Origin of the sequence: Colwellia marinimaniae, from assembly GCF_002207865.1 — a bacterium.
Lineage (GTDB): Bacteria > Pseudomonadota > Gammaproteobacteria > Enterobacterales > Alteromonadaceae > Colwellia > Colwellia marinimaniae.
Window position 1 is genome coordinate 16,307 of the sequence record NZ_BDQM01000016.1, and the last position, 14,937, is coordinate 31,243.

The window sequence follows — 14,937 nt, forward strand, 5'->3', positions numbered from 1 at the left end:
TTTATATATTTTTTAATACGTTTAATGCTGGAACTGCTTAACGGCCAACCGATAAGGTGTGCTTTGTTAAATACTTTAGCAATAAACTTTAGACGTAATGAGGCTGTGTTTAGCTCAGAATAGGAGGTCGATAAAGGGAGGTAAGGGTATTACTGGCAATAAAAGCACTAGAGGAAACTATCTTATTCGCTATGGCAATTTCAGTGTGGTAATTAATAATGGCTGTAAATGCTGAGATGGTAGAGCAACCACTGGTTAAGCAGTCACATTCTTGCGCACAACATTCTTCTGTAGCTGTTATTTCGCAAGATGTTGTACTGAGTGTTGATTCATCGCACTCAGACATAGCGCTCATTTGGTGTTTTGAGTTAACTGCCATTGCCATATGCTGATGTGGACTTTTTGCCGATGACATACCAGGCATAGACTGCATACTGGTCATGCCATAAAACATGGTCATTGATGCCACTGATTGAGCAATAAAGATCAAACACAGTAATATCACCAGCAATGTTTTATTTAAAAATGTAGGCACAAGCACACTTAAATTATGAAATAACTATTATTATTCTAGCATTAATAAAAACATAATATCAATAACTAGCTATTTGTTATCTTGCCATTTTTACCTTGGCTCAGGTTATACCCATGCTAATTACAATGGCTACTAGTTAATAAATAAGGGCTTTTCGGCTATGGGCGGTAGTTACAGCATCACCAGTGGTATGGTGATGTTCCCGTTTATGTTTGGTGTTGGTATTTTTTTTATAACAGTAAAAATCCCATTGGCTGGGTCTTAGCTTTAGCACCATGACGTCATTTGATTTAATTGTTATCTTAGTTTTGGTAATGGGTGGCTTAGGTTTGTTTTTACGCTCGTTGAAGAAAATTGATGCCGCCTTGCCAGCTGAGTAATATTGATTAATTAGCAGTAATCGCAGCGATTAATGTCTCGCTGGGCAGTGAATTTTGAGGGTATAAATAATATTTTCAACTCCGCTATTGGATAACTGTTTAGCTGCTGTTTTGATTAGATTTAGTTATGATTTAGCTTTAATGAATTAGCGTTTATAAGCTATAAATTGACCTATTACCGAAAAAAGTTGCTTGAATGACGTGATTTTTTGTGTAACATAAAAGTGATTCTTATTCTTCGTGAGTTACCATGTTACCAACGTTCACTAAAGCCTTAATGGTATTACTACTGTGTTTGACCTTTATCGGTCAAGTCATGGCGTCTACCCTTATGCCTTATCATATGATGAATATGATGAATATGAATGAAGTGACAATGCAGCAACAATCTCATGATATGGCCATGATGGCTGACAATGCTGAGCAAATGGCGAGTGATAGTGCAACTGCAACGAATGATTGCTGCACCAATGACTGTGAATGTTTAATTGCTGGTTGCTCAACATTTGCAGCATTGAGCCAAACTGCTCAAACAGAGTTTAATATGGCCTCTGCTTCGAAGATTCACTGCATTACCACATCAGCTCTGAGCCAATACCTAACCTCCCTATACCGACCGCCAATATTGAGTTAAATAGAGCATAAATGTGTCCAGAATTTGGTTCATTTACTGCGCTAGCTCATACCAAACAGAGCAATATATTAGTCCGATTGGTATTACCTCAGGCACCTTGACGGCTACGTCAATTCAAAGTTTTTCTAAAGAAAACTCTGCTATTTTTAATAGTAGCTTTTGAAAAAATAGGTTATCAACCCATATTTGATAACTTGCCTTGTCGCCATGTTTTTTATTGCTCTTTAAAGCAATATTAGCACTGACATTACTTATAAAACTGCACGTTATGGCAGTACGTTTACCTTGTTAAACAACACCTAGGAACACACATGAATACCATTAAATTATTACTTACGATTACTTTATTATTTATTTCTTCATCGGTATTAGCACATGCCGGCTTAAAAACTTCATTACCAAAAGACGGCGCTATGTTAATGGCAAGTCCAAAAGTGTTGCAGTTGGTTTTTACTAAGGATGTTCGCTTAGTGAAACTTACCCTGGCCGATAAAAGTGGTGCTCTGCTGCCCATTGAGTTTAAACCTTCAACCACAGCAGCGAGCTCTTATAAGCTTGTTTTACCCAATTTACCGAGCAGCAACTACCAAGTTAATTGGACTGTTATGGGCATGGATGCTCATAAAATGAAAGGAAAATTTACCTTTATGGTTCATGGGGCAGCTACCAAGGTAATGAACAACCATAAAGAAAAGCCATCTAATGGTCAGCATAATCATTAGGAGCAGTTAACATGGAAATATCACCTTGGGACATCGCAATTATTATCAGTAAACTAATGATATACATTGGCATATCTGGTGCTGTTGGTGGTATTTTCATCTATTGGTTAGTTATCAAACGAGGTTACCCATTCAATTTACGGCGGCACTGTCAACTTCTGCTCTTACTCGGTGTTTTTGGCACAATTTTGAATTTCTTTATGCAAGTAGGGGCTTTTGCCGAAGCAGGGCTATCAGGTGTTTTTGACGCCTTTTATAACTCCTTGTTGTGGCAATCAAATGCTGGTGAGTCACTTTTATATCGCCTTGCCGGCTTTATACTGGCATTAATTTCAGTGTCTAAAGGCATAGCAACTGGGCAATATCGTCGGATATTTTTAGTTACTTTTATCTTAAGTGCTTTACTACTGGTGCGTTCGTTCAGTGTTATTGGTCATACCGCCGAGATGAATTTGGCTTGGCAATTGTTATTGAATTTACATGTGCTACTCGTTTTCTGCTGGCTAGGCTCACTTTGGCCGCTGTGGAAAGCCTGTGGAGCTTTATCTGCACCTGTTTTACATGATGTTATGCAGCAGTTTGGCTACTATGCCAGCTATATTGTTTCGCTCTTGATACTTTGTGGCTTGATGGTGGCTTATCAACTGTTTGGCTCAATAGCTAGCTTGTTTTTTACAAGTTATGGGCAAAGTTTTTTATTAAAACTTGCTTTAGTCATGGGCATATTGTTGATCGCTGCGCAGCATAAATTTAACTTGGTCGCTAAACTAATAAAAAATGAGCAGGGTAAACAAGCCCTAGCTCGCTCTATTCAATGGGAGATGATTTTAGCCTTGGGAATTTTACTGACCACCACTTGGCTTACTACTGTCGTTGGACCTGATTATTAAATAAAAATTAAAAATTCACACAAAAGAGAGAAGCTATGAAAAGTTATAAATTACTATGTTTCACCGTACTATTTTCGGCCCTGGTACCGACCGCTTATGCCCATGACGATGCTAAAAAAGCACAGACAAAGTCTAGTATGTTTATCGGCGTCGATACCATGGCGGCTAAGGTGGTTCAGCGTTTTCATCAGGCACTAAAGTCTGGCGATAAAGTTACTGCTCGGCAGTTACTGGCAGACGATGTACAAATATTTGAAGGGGGCGGAGTAGAGCGCTCGGCTGATGAATATGCCAGTCATCATATGTTGTCAGATATGAAATATCTAGCAGCAGTAAATAGCAAAACATTAGAGCATAATGTCAAGGTTATGGGTAACACCGCGGTATCAATGTTTCGTAGTCAAACTACAGGGATGTTCAAAGGAAAAGAGCGTAATTACCAAAGCATGGAGACGCTGGTCTTAGAAAAACAACAGGGTGAATGGAAAATAATTCGTATCCATTGGTCTAATTAAATAATCTGGGTAGATGTTACGCTAGCCGATTTTTGACTAACGGTTGCGTTTAATTCACCGGCAATAGACTTGCTATTGCCGGTGGATATCGGTTGAGTTAAATACAACGATTAAGCTAGCGATAGCAGCATAGTTAATTTAAAAAGGTTTGATAGGCAAGGTTATCGCTTTCTTCTTGCCATTGATAACCCAGTGCATCAAGGTGTTTAAAAAATGCCTCTTGCTGATTTTTATCTAGATCAAAGCCGGCAAGTACTTGCCCAAAAGCTGCGCCATGATTACGATAATGAAATAGCGTGATATTCCAATGTTCACCCATAGCATCTAAGAATTTCTCTAAGGCGCCTGGATGTTCAGGAAATTCAAAACTAAATAGTCGCTCTTTTTTACTGTCTTCTGCATTACTCGGATTTTTACCGCCTATCATATAGCGAACATGTAATTTGGCTAACTCATTATCGGTAAAGTCTCTCACTTGATAGTTAGCACTAACTAAACCTTGCAGTAACTCTTGGCGCTCTTGCACACTACCGTCTAAACGGACACCAACAAAAATTTCTGCGCTCGGTTTACCCGAATAGCGATAGTTAAACTCAGTAATTGTGCGGTTGCCTAATGCTTGGCAAAAACGTTTAAAACTGCCTTTTTCTTCTGGGATAGTCACCGCTAAAATGGCTTCTTTTTTCTCGCCGAGTTCACAACGCTCGGAGACATAGCGCAAGGTATGAAAGTTCATATTCGCGCCGGATAAAATCGCTGCTAGTTTTTCGTCGCCCTTGCTAGTTTGACAATATTTTTGTAAGCCAGCTAATGATAAAGCACCGGCAGGCTCAGCAATAACACGGGTTTGTTCAAAGATATCTTTTATTGAGGCACAAATTTCATCGGTAGAGACTGTCATGACTTCATCACAATAATGCTGGATTAACTCGAAAGTGTGTGCACCAATACGTTTAACCGCGACACCATCAGCAAATAAGCCAACATGTTCCAGGTCAACAGGCTTGCCAGCGTCAAGGGCAGCTTTTAAACAAGCTGAGTCCTGAGCTTCCACCCCGATGATTTTTGTACTTGGACTTAATTGTTTTAAATATACTGCCATGCCAGCAAGTAAGCCACCGCCGCCGACAGGAATAAAAACCACATCGGCATTGGGTAACTGCTGTAATAGTTCTTTAGCGACTGTGCCTTGACCGGCAATAACCTCAATATCATCAAAAGGATGAATAAGGGTTTTATTTTCGGCTTTGGCATACTCAATAGCAGCGGTTTGTGCTTCATTATAGCTATTACCAACTAAGCGTACTTCAGCGCCAAAACGTCGGACATTATCGACTTTAATCTCTGGGGTAGTCTTAGGCATAACTATGGTCGCTTTAATGCCTAACTTATTGGCCGCCAGTGCTAAGCCTTGCGCGTGATTACCGGCAGAGGCGGCAATCACACCATGAATACATTGCTCTTCACTTAGGCTATTGAGCTTATTGTAGGCACCGCGTAACTTAAACGAATGCACAGCTTGTTGATCTTCACGTTTTAAATAAATTTGGTTATTTAAGCGAGCAGATAATTTAGTGAGCTGCGTTAACTCGGTTTCAACCACAACATCATAAATTGGCGCTAATAGAATACGTCTAAGGTAATCTAGTTGCGTTGCATGTTTTGCTTCTTGTGCCGAGAGTAGTGCCTGTGTTTCTGTCATAGTATTGCCTAAAAAATATATCGCCATAGCGATCAATTGGAGTCGTTACGTATCAACTAAGCTCAAGTAGAACACGGTTAATTATTTGGCTTAAGCGCAGCTTTAGCAGCGCTCATAGCTAACATTGCTTCGCTACGATGAGCCATGTCTGTTTTTTGCGCCGTGGCAATTAAATAGCCATACCCAAGTATAAATTACCCAGCCATGTTCTTATACCTAGATGAGGATATGAGTGGTCAGCACATTTTCTAATAAAACTTCAGCTATGCTACTGGTGCTAACCTGTATGGCACTGCTGGTTTTTAAGCGCTACATTGCGGTATTTTTGTTGGGCTAGCGTCTACTTTGACATCCTTGATGTCGATCAATTTGTTAATTTGATCAATAAGCAGAGAAATAGGGCGATCACTGCTGACAGTCATAGTAATAGTAGCAACATTATTACCGGTATTTACTTCGGCATTCATGGCATTAATTAAGAAGCCGCGATAACGAGTGACTTGTAAAATTCGTTCTAGCACCACTTGTTTATCGTCAGCCATAATGACTAGTTGATACTTATTCATCTTAAACACCCTCCATCATTTTATCATTTGCGGTATTTGGCGGTACTAATGGCCAAACATTCTCTGTGGCATCAATTTTCACTTGTAAAAAATAAGGACCATCATGATCTAGCATCTCTTCAATGGCAGCTTTGACTTCACTCTTTTTAGTGATCTTCTGTGATTTTATATCGAACGCCCTCGATAACATAACAAAGTCTGGGTTATCTGATAAATCTGTTTCACTTAATCTACCGTCAAAAAACAGGTCTTGCCATTGACGCACCATACCCAATTTTGCGTTATCAATCAGCACAATTTTTACCGGGATTTGGTAGCGTTTGATAGTAGCCAGCTCTTGAATATTCATCATAATTGAGCCATCACCCGAGATAACAATAACGGTATCGTGCGGTCGTGATATTTGCGCGCCAATCGCTGCCGGTAAACCAAAACCCATAGTACCCATGCCGCCACTGGTTAAAAAGTTACTTGGATCATCAAAGCTCATATGCTGTGCAGCCCACATTTGATGTTGGCCAACATCCGTGGTTACACACGTGTTACTTGGCATTAAATCACTTACGGTTTTTAATAGCGCTGGGGCATAAATATTGTCGCCTGGATGATCATAGCGCCAAGCAAAATCAGTTTTCATTTGCTGTACTTTCTGTTGCCATGCTTTGATTGCTAGCGGCATAGTTAGTAGTGGTAAATTGCCTTTTAAATCACCTAAAATGGCAGCATCAGCGGTGCGGCGTTTATTAATTTCAGCGGTATCAATATCAAAATGAATAACCTTGGCATGTGGAGCAAACTCATCTAGTTTACCGGTAACTCGGTCATCAAAACGAGCGCCAACCACCACTAATAAATCACTTTCCTGCACGGCAATGTTGGCCGCTTTAGTACCGTGCATGCCTAACATGCCCAGGTAGTTGTCATTATCAGGGTTAATTGCACCTAAGCCCTTTAAGGTTGAGACACTTGGCATGCCGGTTTTATTAGCAAACTCTCGAACTTCATCGATAGCACTGGCCATACCGACACCGCCACCTACGTACAATATAGGCTGTTTGGCATGGGTTAATAATTCAAGGGCTTTACTGATATCAGCCAGCGGTAATTTAACCTTGTTTTTTAAGTGCGATAATTTGTCGAAACGTTGAGTTACTGCGGCTAATTGTATGTCTTTTGGAATATCTACCAGTACTGGGCCATGGCGACCTTCCAGAGCAATTTCAAAGGCTTGATATAAAACTTCTTCAAGATCATTAATATCGGTTACTTGAAAAGAATGCTTAGTACAAGCAAGGGATAAACCAAAAATGTCAATTTCTTGAAACGCATCACTACCCATAGCAGAAGTAGGAACTTGACCGGTAATGGCAACAATAGGAATTGAGTCGGCCAATGCATCGGCAAGACCAGTGATTAAGTTTGTTGCCCCTGGACCTGAGGTAGCAAAACAGACACCTACTTTGCCGGCAGCACGGGCATAACCAACCGCAGAAAATGCTGCTCCTTGCTCATGACGGCATAAAAAATGTTTCACATCACTGTCGTATAAAGCGTCATAAATCGGCATTATGGCGCCACCGGGGTAGCCAAAAACGTGCTGTACGCCATGTTCTTTTAACACTTCAAATAATAATGCGCTGCCTGTTAGCGTTTTACTCTCGGTCATGATGATTCCAACTGTTATCTTGTTAATGTCTATATTGTCAGCGTTTTATATTTTAATAAAATGCATAATAAAATTTAGTAACAAAGTACTAAAAAGAAAACCCTCGGTTCTTGCGAAGCGAGGGTTTGTTATTTGTTTGCATATTTTTCTTTCGCTCAACAAAACCCTCGAGATGATCTAATAATCACCACGACGAGAAGGTTAATAATAATTGAGTTGAATTTATGCATTTTATCTCTTTACTGGATTTATTTTGCGTCGTCTAATTTTTGTTATTTTTATGTTCAGCGTCGCTTACTTATTAAATTAGTACCATAGCTCTAATCCTATGTGCAAGTTTTTTTGTTATAGCTTTTTTGTGTGCTAATCGACAATAGGTAATAAACCCATTTCATCATATTTGAACTACACTGGAAAAATGGAATCAATAAAATGGAACTTTTATGTCACTTTCCTGTGTGTATAGTCGAGCTCGAGTTGGTCTTGAATCTCCTCTCGTTACTGTTGAAGTTCACCTAGCGAATGGCCTGCCGGCATTCAATATTGTTGGTTTACCAGAAACCTCGGTAAAAGAAGCAAAAGATCGAGTACGTAGTGCCATTATCAACTGCGGCTATGAGTTTCCCGCTAAGCGCATCACTATCAACTTAGCACCGGCCGACCTACCCAAGGAAGGCGGCCGCTTTGATTTACCTATTGCTGTTGGTATTCTCGCGGCGTCCGAGCAGTTACCACCAGTGGATTTATCCCAATATGAATTTGCCGGTGAATTGGCTTTATCGGGTGAACTCAGAGCCATTGTTGGTGAAATCCCTGTCGCTATGGCATGTAGTCAAAGTCAGCGAACCTTGATAATTCCCATGCAAAACACCGAGCAAGCTAGTTGGGTCAAGCAAGCAAAAATTCATGGCATTAGCCATTTAACCCAGTTGTTTCCACACTTTGCCGGTCAAAAAGTTTTACCCTTGGTTACTGAACAGCTCATTGCCGAAGAGTTGGGTGGACAAGGGTTAGATATGAGTGATGTCATGGGCCAGCCCTTGGCAAAACGTGCTTTAGAAATGGCCGCCAGTGGGGGTCATAATTTATTGTTTATCGGTCCGCCGGGAACAGGGAAAACCATGTTAGCCAGTCGTTTAGCAGGAATTCTACCGCCAATGACCGAGCAAGAAGCACTAGAAGTCGCTGCTATTCAATCGATTAGCCATCATGAGATTACTCGTAACTCTTGGTTTACTCGACCGTTTCGTGCCCCTCATCACACGGCTTCGTCAGCTGCTTTAGTGGGCGGTGGCAGTCAGCCTAAGCCTGGGGAAATTACTTTAGCGCACAATGGCGTGCTGTTTTTAGATGAATTGCCTGAGTTTGAACGAAAAGTATTAGACGTACTACGTGAGCCAATGGAATCGGGAGAAGTCACTATCTCGCGAGCTTTGCACAAACAATGTTTTCCAGCACGTTTTCAACTGATTGCTGCGATGAACCCTAGCCCTACGGGTTTTTATAACGATAAGCGCAGTACCCCAGAGCAAGTGTTGCGCTATTTAAATCGTTTATCGGGGCCATTTCTTGATCGAATTGATATTCAAATTGAAGTGGCCAGATTACCTCGCGGTACCTGGGCACAGAGCAGTCAAAAAAATGAAACAAGTGTCCAAATACAACAGCGAGTGCAAGCCTGTCGGGCGATTCAGTTACAAAGACAAGGCAAAGCTAATGCTCATATCAGCAGTCGGGAGTTGAAACAATATTGCCAGTTAACTGCTGATGACAATGAATTTTTAGAGCTAGCGGTAGAAAAATTGGGTTTATCAACCCGTGCACACCATAAAATTTTAAAAATCTCTCGTACGCTAGCGGATATGGAAAAATCGCCAGAAATTCTTCGCAAGCACTTGACCGAAGCGTTATCTTATCGGGCGATGGATCGGTTGTTACGTCACTTAACCAGCGCAATTGCCGTTTGATTTAAGCTGGGTATGTTAAGAAATCGCCTGAAAAAAGGCTTTAATGAGTGGCTGGGCTTTTGATTGATTCAAACAACAAACGCCAAGTTCGAACGGCTCTATTTCGCCGATATTCGCGAGATTTCTCACTTTATCTTTTACCGGGCTGTTATCCACCACCACTTGCGGCACTATGCCAACGCCACAACCTAAAGCAACCATACTGACCAAGGCTTCATGTCCTGAAACCGTGGCGTAGATCATAGGTTTGCCTTGCTGTTTTTTACGATACCAGAGTTCAAATCGTTTTCGAGCGGCACCATGTTCGGGCAAAATTATCGGAATTTTTGACCAAGTAAGTACGTTTTCACTCAGCTGCTGCTGTACTTTACACGCCATAGTTGGCGCAATCACCGCCATGGCTATGGTATCTAAGTGATGAAAGTAAACACTACGAGGTAACTGCTCTGGTGCGGCAGCGATAGCAAAATCAACGGATTGATTTTGTACTTGTTCCAGGGCATCAGCAGCATCACCCGTGGTTAACATGATCTCTACCAAAGGATGGCGAGCACGAAATCGTTCCAGCAAGGGCGGTAAATGGCTGTACGCCGCGGTAACCGAACAGTAAATATGAAGTTTCCCGGTTAGCTCAATTTGTTTTTCAGCAAGAGATTGCTTAAAACTATGCCATTGCTCAAGCTGTTGCTCGGCATAAATTTTGAATTTTTTGCCAATATCGGTAAGTACCACAGTGCGATTGTCGCGATGTAATAACTCACCGCCGACTTCATCTTCCAGTCGTTGAATTGCCCGACTCAGTGTGGATGGGCTAATGTGATGAGCACGTGCCGTTTTAGCAAAGTGTAAACTTTGGCTCAAATGGCTAAACATCGCTAGTGCTTTTTGATCCATGACTTTCCGTAGGCGTGATTTTAATCGCGCAGGTATATTTATATAGTTCGTTGCAAAAAACGCAACGTGATGGTGCGAATATATCACTTTTTGCAACAAGAAGGCTAGGTTATGATGTTTACATGGTAAAAAACATGGTAAAAAGTATCGTCAGAAAGCTGACTTTGTTTTTAACTAATATCCAGAACAAAATTTAAAGGAATCAACATGAGCAATTATTTCAATACCTTAAGCCTACGTGAAAAGTTAGGTCAATTAGGCCAATGTCGTTTTATGCAACGTGAAGAATTCAGTGATGGCTGTAACTTCATCAAAGACTGGAACATTGTTATTGTTGGTTGTGGTTCACAAGGTTTAAACCAAGGTTTAAACATGCGTGATTCTGGTTTAAATATTTCTTATGCGCTACGTGATGCAGCGATCAGCGAGAAGCGTCAATCATGGCAGTGGGCTACTGAAAATGGTTTTACTGTTGGCAACTATGCAGAATTGATTCCGCAAGCCGATTTAGTATTAAACCTAACACCTGACAAACAACATACTTCTGCCGTTACTGCGGTCATGCCGTTGATGAAGCAAGGCGCTACGCTGTCTTACTCACATGGTTTTAATATTGTTGAAGAAGGCATGCAAGTTCGCCCTGATATCACCGTGGTTATGGTGGCGCCTAAGTGTCCAGGTACTGAAGTACGTGAAGAGTATAAACGTGGTTTTGGTGTACCAACACTTATCGCCGTTCATCCAGAAAATGATCCACAAGGTAACGGTTTAGCCATTGCGAAGGCTTATGCCAGTGCCACTGGTGGTGATAGAGCGGGTGTTTTACAGTCATCATTCATTGCTGAAGTTAAGTCTGACTTAATGGGTGAGCAAACCATTCTTTGTGGTATGTTGCAAACGGCTGCGGTATTAGGTCACCAGCAATTAGTCGCCCAAGGCATGGATGCAGCTTATGCGCGTAAATTATTACAATACGGCTTAGAGACAACTACTGAAGGTCTTAAGCATGGTGGCATCACTAACATGATGGACAGATTATCAAACCCGGCGAAAATAAAAGCCTTTGATATGTCAGAAGAATTAAAAGTGATTTTACGTCCGTTATTTGAAAAACATATGGATGATATTATTGAAGGTCACTTCTCGAAAACTATGATGGCAGATTGGGCTAATGATGATATTAACTTATTAACATGGCGTGCAGAAACTGCTGAGTCTACCTTTGAATTAGCCGCTGATTGCGAAACAGAAATTACTGAACAAGAGTATTACGACAAGGGAATTTTCGTCATTGCTATGATCAAAGCCGGCGTTGAACTTGCTTTTGAAGCTATGGTTGAGGCTGGCATTGTTGAAGAGTCGGCTTATTACGAGTCACTGCATGAAACACCATTAATTGCTAACTGTATTGCGCGTAACAAGCTATACGAAATGAACGTGGTTATTTCTGATACTGCCGAATATGGCAACTACTTATTTACCCATGCAGCAGTACCCTTGCTTGCAGATTTTACGCAAAAATTAACCCTTGAAGAATTAGGCGAAGGGTTCAAAGATAGCTCAAATAATGTTGATAATGCTCGTTTAATTGAAGTAAACGAAGCTATTCGCAGTCATGGTGTTGAAGTGATTGGTAAAAAATTGCGTGGTTACATGAAAGATATGAAGAAAATTGCTAGTGCAAAATAATACTCGTATCTTGAAGTAGAGCGAGTATAAGTAACTAAAAACGGCAGCTGAATTCAACGTCAATGCCGTTTTTTATTGCCTGGATATTTAATACCAATTTGATTAAATTTCTTCCCAACTCAGAGCTATACTCGATGTTCAATAATTAGGCAAACTCGTTTCGGTTTAGTCACTCTAAATCAAATGAATTTAACGAAGTTAGTGGGCATCGAGTAAGCTCCCAAGGGCGAGTTTAAAAGGCTTACACGCTGCGTTATTGATTTTTGAGAAGGGAATAACCATTCTCTTCAAACAATGCCTTGCCTCTAAGCCTTTTATCTCTCGCTGAGTGGGAAAGAACTTAATCAATTTGGTATAAGTGAAAATTTTGCTATTAATTGCCGAACATTAAAAACGTCTTAACAAGGAACAAACCTATGTCAGAGTTCAAACAAGTTACCATAAGCAAAGCCGCCAATGTCTATTTCGATGGCAAAGTCACCAGCCGTAAAATTACCTTTAGTGATGGTAGTTTTAAAACCTTAGGCATTATGATGCCAGGTGATTATAAGTTTGCCACCAATGAACAAGAACTGATGGAAATTACCGCCGGAGAGTGTGAAGTTTTACTTAGCGGTGCCAGTGATTGGCAAAGTATCAGCGCCGGACAATCTTTTAACGTTGAAGCTAATAGCTCCTTTGAGATCAAAGCTAAAACCTTAGTGGATTATTGTTGTACTTATATAAGCTAACTAATTTACTGATTACTATTAGTTAACATTAGACGCTATTGCGCCAATGTTAATATTACTTGACCACTTCAGACAATATCTTTTTCAATTCGCCTTGTTGTGGTGAGCATACTCTGGGTTTGTTGAGATATCGAAGCTGCTCGCTGGACAAGGGTAAGCAGGTCTAACTTTAGGGTACTGGTCGCATTCATAGCCAAAGCGTAACCCTCGATGGTGGGCCTGCTATCAGCGAGCACCTGAGCCGATAAAGCATCAGGTGCTGCAAACCTATCACGCGAATTAGTCTATTTCATCGGTAACACAGCCCAGCGATGCTGATTTTACTGTGGCGATATATTTTCTTAGTACGCCGCTGGTTGCCCGGTAAGCAGGTTTTACCCAAGCTGCTTTTCGCTTGGCGATTTCAGCCTCATCGACCTTTAGCTCTAAAGTGTTCGAGATAGCATCAATGCGGATAATGTCACCATTTTGTACCAAACCAATCAAGCCGCCTTCAGAAGCTTCTGGGGTAATATGGCCAACAACAAAACCGTGAGAACCACCGGAAAATCGACCATCGGTGATTAAAGCCACGTCATTGCCAAGGCCAGCACCCATTACTGCGGAAGTGGGTTTAAGCATTTCTGGCATACCTGGGCCACCTTTGGGTCCAGAATAACGAATAACAATCACATCACCTTTTTGTACCTCTGCTGAGATACCTTTAATGGCGGCAAATTCATCTTCATAAACTCTGGCCGGACCTTCAAATATTTCGCCTTCTTTACCGGTGATTTTTGCTACCGAACCTTCAACCGCCAGGTTACCATAAAGAATTTGTAAGTGACCCGTTGCTTTCAAAGGATTATCAATAGGTCGGATGATATCTTGGCCTGCGGGCAGACCAGGTACATCAGCCAGATTTTCCGCGATTGTTTTACCAGTAACGGTCAAACAATCGCCGTGCAATAAACCTTCAGCCAATAAATATTTCATTACTGCCGGAATGCCGCCAATCGCATGTAAATCTTGCATCAAGTATTCACCCGATGGCTTTAAGTTGGCCAAGAAGGGGGTCTTGTCAGCCATAGCTTGGAAATCATCTAGGGTTAAGTCAACGCCACAGGCACGCGCCATGGCAATCATGTGCATAGTGGCGTTGGTGGAACCGCCTAAAATCATGATGATGCGCAAGGCATTTTCAAAGGCCTTTTTGGTCATAATGTCTTTTGGTTTGATGTCTTTTTCCATCAAGTTTCTGATGGCAGCACCCACTTTGGTCAATTCAACTTTTTTCTCATCACTAACCGCTGGGTTGGAAGACGAGTAGGGTAGACTCATGCCTAACGCTTCAATGGCGGAAGACATGGTATTAGCCGTGTACATGCCACCACAGGCGCCAGCGCCGGGGATAGCATTTTGAATGATACCCTTATAATCTTCGTCAGTGATCACGCCCTGTAATTTTTTGCCGTAAGCTTCGAAAGCAGAAACAATGTTCAAGTCTTCACCTTTCCACTTTCCTGCTTTGATAGTACCGCCATAAACTAAAATAGCCGGACGATTTAAACGCGCTAAAGCAATCATAGCCCCGGGCATGTTTTTATCACAGCCAACCACTGGCACAATGGCATCATAATACTGAGCGCCAGCGACCGTTTCGATAGAATCAGCAATGATGTCACGGGAAACCAGCGAATATTTCATGCCCTCAGTGCCATTGGCAATACCATCACTTACCCCGATGGTGTGAAATATTAAGCCCACCAAGTCAGCTGCTTTTACGCTGGTTTTGACCTGTTTAGCCAGGTCGTTTAAGTGCATGTTGCACGGGTTTCCTTCCCATCCGGTAGAAACAATACCAACCTGAGCTTTTTTCATGTCTTCTTCGGTCAAACCAATGGCATATAGCATGGCTTGTGAAGCAGGTTGTGATTCGTCTAAAGTGATTGTTTTTGAATATTTATTAATTTCTGACATGAGTATTAGTGTTTTGGCTTATTAATGTCCACCATCATAGAGTTTTCTCTTAAATAAAACTAGCCGATAGCGGGCATTTTTTCTTCT

Annotated in this window: 13 protein-coding genes and 1 pseudogene; 8 read left to right on the forward strand and 6 right to left on the reverse strand. The window is 41.3% G+C overall.

The features are described from left to right. Positions 1 to 109 precede the first annotated feature (109 nt). Entirely contained in the window at positions 110 to 535 is a 426-nt protein-coding gene (locus MTCD1_RS10820) for a hypothetical protein (RefSeq protein WP_057183148.1), read from the reverse strand. A gap of 154 nt (positions 536 to 689) precedes the next feature. Here MTCD1_RS10820 and MTCD1_RS10825 point away from each other — a divergent pair. The 5 genes and pseudogenes from MTCD1_RS10825 to MTCD1_RS10845 form a co-directional block, all read left to right on the forward strand. Next, a pseudogene (locus MTCD1_RS10825) lies at positions 690 to 915 on the forward strand (hypothetical protein); the annotation flags it as partial. A 250-nt stretch (positions 916 to 1,165) separates the two neighbouring features. After that, on the forward strand, positions 1,166 to 1,549 hold the full coding sequence (locus MTCD1_RS10830; protein ID WP_057183146.1) for a CopL family metal-binding regulatory protein: 384 nt from the start codon (positions 1,166 to 1,168) through the stop codon (positions 1,547 to 1,549). Positions 1,550 to 1,860: 311 nt separating this feature from the next. Further along, positions 1,861 to 2,271 carry a copper resistance CopC family protein gene (locus MTCD1_RS10835; RefSeq protein ID WP_231733103.1) on the forward strand — a complete coding sequence of 137 codons (411 nt, stop codon included), beginning with the start codon at positions 1,861 to 1,863 and terminating at the stop codon, positions 2,269 to 2,271. Positions 2,272 to 2,282: 11 nt separating this feature from the next. Next, complete coding sequence (locus MTCD1_RS10840) at positions 2,283 to 3,161, forward strand: CopD family protein (protein ID WP_057183144.1); 879 nt, start codon at positions 2,283 to 2,285, stop codon at positions 3,159 to 3,161. Between the two features lie 35 nt (positions 3,162 to 3,196). Continuing rightward, positions 3,197 to 3,676, forward strand: a complete 480-nt coding sequence (locus MTCD1_RS10845; RefSeq protein WP_082606605.1) for a YybH family protein — start codon at positions 3,197 to 3,199, stop codon at positions 3,674 to 3,676. A gap of 133 nt (positions 3,677 to 3,809) precedes the next feature. Here MTCD1_RS10845 and ilvA read toward each other — a convergent pair whose 3' ends face one another. From ilvA to ilvG, 3 genes are all read right to left on the reverse strand, one after another. Next, complete coding sequence (gene ilvA / locus MTCD1_RS10850) at positions 3,810 to 5,378, reverse strand: threonine ammonia-lyase, biosynthetic (RefSeq protein ID WP_197410305.1); 1,569 nt, start codon at positions 5,376 to 5,378, stop codon at positions 3,810 to 3,812. A 302-nt stretch (positions 5,379 to 5,680) separates the two neighbouring features. Beyond that, positions 5,681 to 5,944, reverse strand: a complete 264-nt coding sequence (gene ilvM, locus MTCD1_RS10855; protein ID WP_057183140.1) for an acetolactate synthase 2 small subunit — start codon at positions 5,942 to 5,944, stop codon at positions 5,681 to 5,683. A gap of 1 nt (position 5,945) precedes the next feature. After that, positions 5,946 to 7,610 carry an acetolactate synthase 2 catalytic subunit gene (gene ilvG / locus MTCD1_RS10860; RefSeq protein ID WP_057183138.1) on the reverse strand — a complete coding sequence of 555 codons (1,665 nt, stop codon included), beginning with the start codon at positions 7,608 to 7,610 and terminating at the stop codon, positions 5,946 to 5,948. Between the two features lie 443 nt (positions 7,611 to 8,053). On the opposite strand from ilvG, the gene MTCD1_RS10865 reads away from it, so the two are divergent. Then, the gene (locus MTCD1_RS10865) at positions 8,054 to 9,577 is read left to right on the forward strand and encodes a YifB family Mg chelatase-like AAA ATPase (RefSeq protein ID WP_057183136.1); all 1,524 of its coding nucleotides are present in this window, start codon (positions 8,054 to 8,056) and stop codon (positions 9,575 to 9,577) included. Positions 9,578 to 9,592: 15 nt separating this feature from the next. Here MTCD1_RS10865 and ilvY read toward each other — a convergent pair whose 3' ends face one another. Then, a complete protein-coding gene (gene ilvY / locus MTCD1_RS10870; protein ID WP_057183134.1) occupies positions 9,593 to 10,471 on the reverse strand; it encodes an HTH-type transcriptional activator IlvY in 879 nt (292 codons plus the stop codon). A 207-nt stretch (positions 10,472 to 10,678) separates the two neighbouring features. Here ilvY and ilvC point away from each other — a divergent pair, with 207 nt between their 5' ends. Together ilvC and ppnP are read left to right on the forward strand one after the other, a co-directional pair. Then, positions 10,679 to 12,160, forward strand: coding sequence for a ketol-acid reductoisomerase (ilvC, locus tag MTCD1_RS10875; RefSeq protein ID WP_057183132.1), 1,482 nt, complete (start codon positions 10,679 to 10,681; stop codon positions 12,158 to 12,160). Between the two features lie 416 nt (positions 12,161 to 12,576). Continuing rightward, positions 12,577 to 12,891: a pyrimidine/purine nucleoside phosphorylase gene (gene ppnP / locus MTCD1_RS10880; RefSeq protein WP_057183131.1), complete on the forward strand. Its 315-nt coding sequence runs from the start codon at positions 12,577 to 12,579 to the stop codon at positions 12,889 to 12,891. A gap of 279 nt (positions 12,892 to 13,170) precedes the next feature. Here the strand turns inward: ppnP and ilvD are convergent, their stop codons facing one another. Then, positions 13,171 to 14,850: a dihydroxy-acid dehydratase gene (gene ilvD / locus MTCD1_RS10885; protein WP_057183128.1), complete on the reverse strand. Its 1,680-nt coding sequence runs from the start codon at positions 14,848 to 14,850 to the stop codon at positions 13,171 to 13,173. Between the last annotated feature and the right edge of the window lie 87 nt (positions 14,851 to 14,937).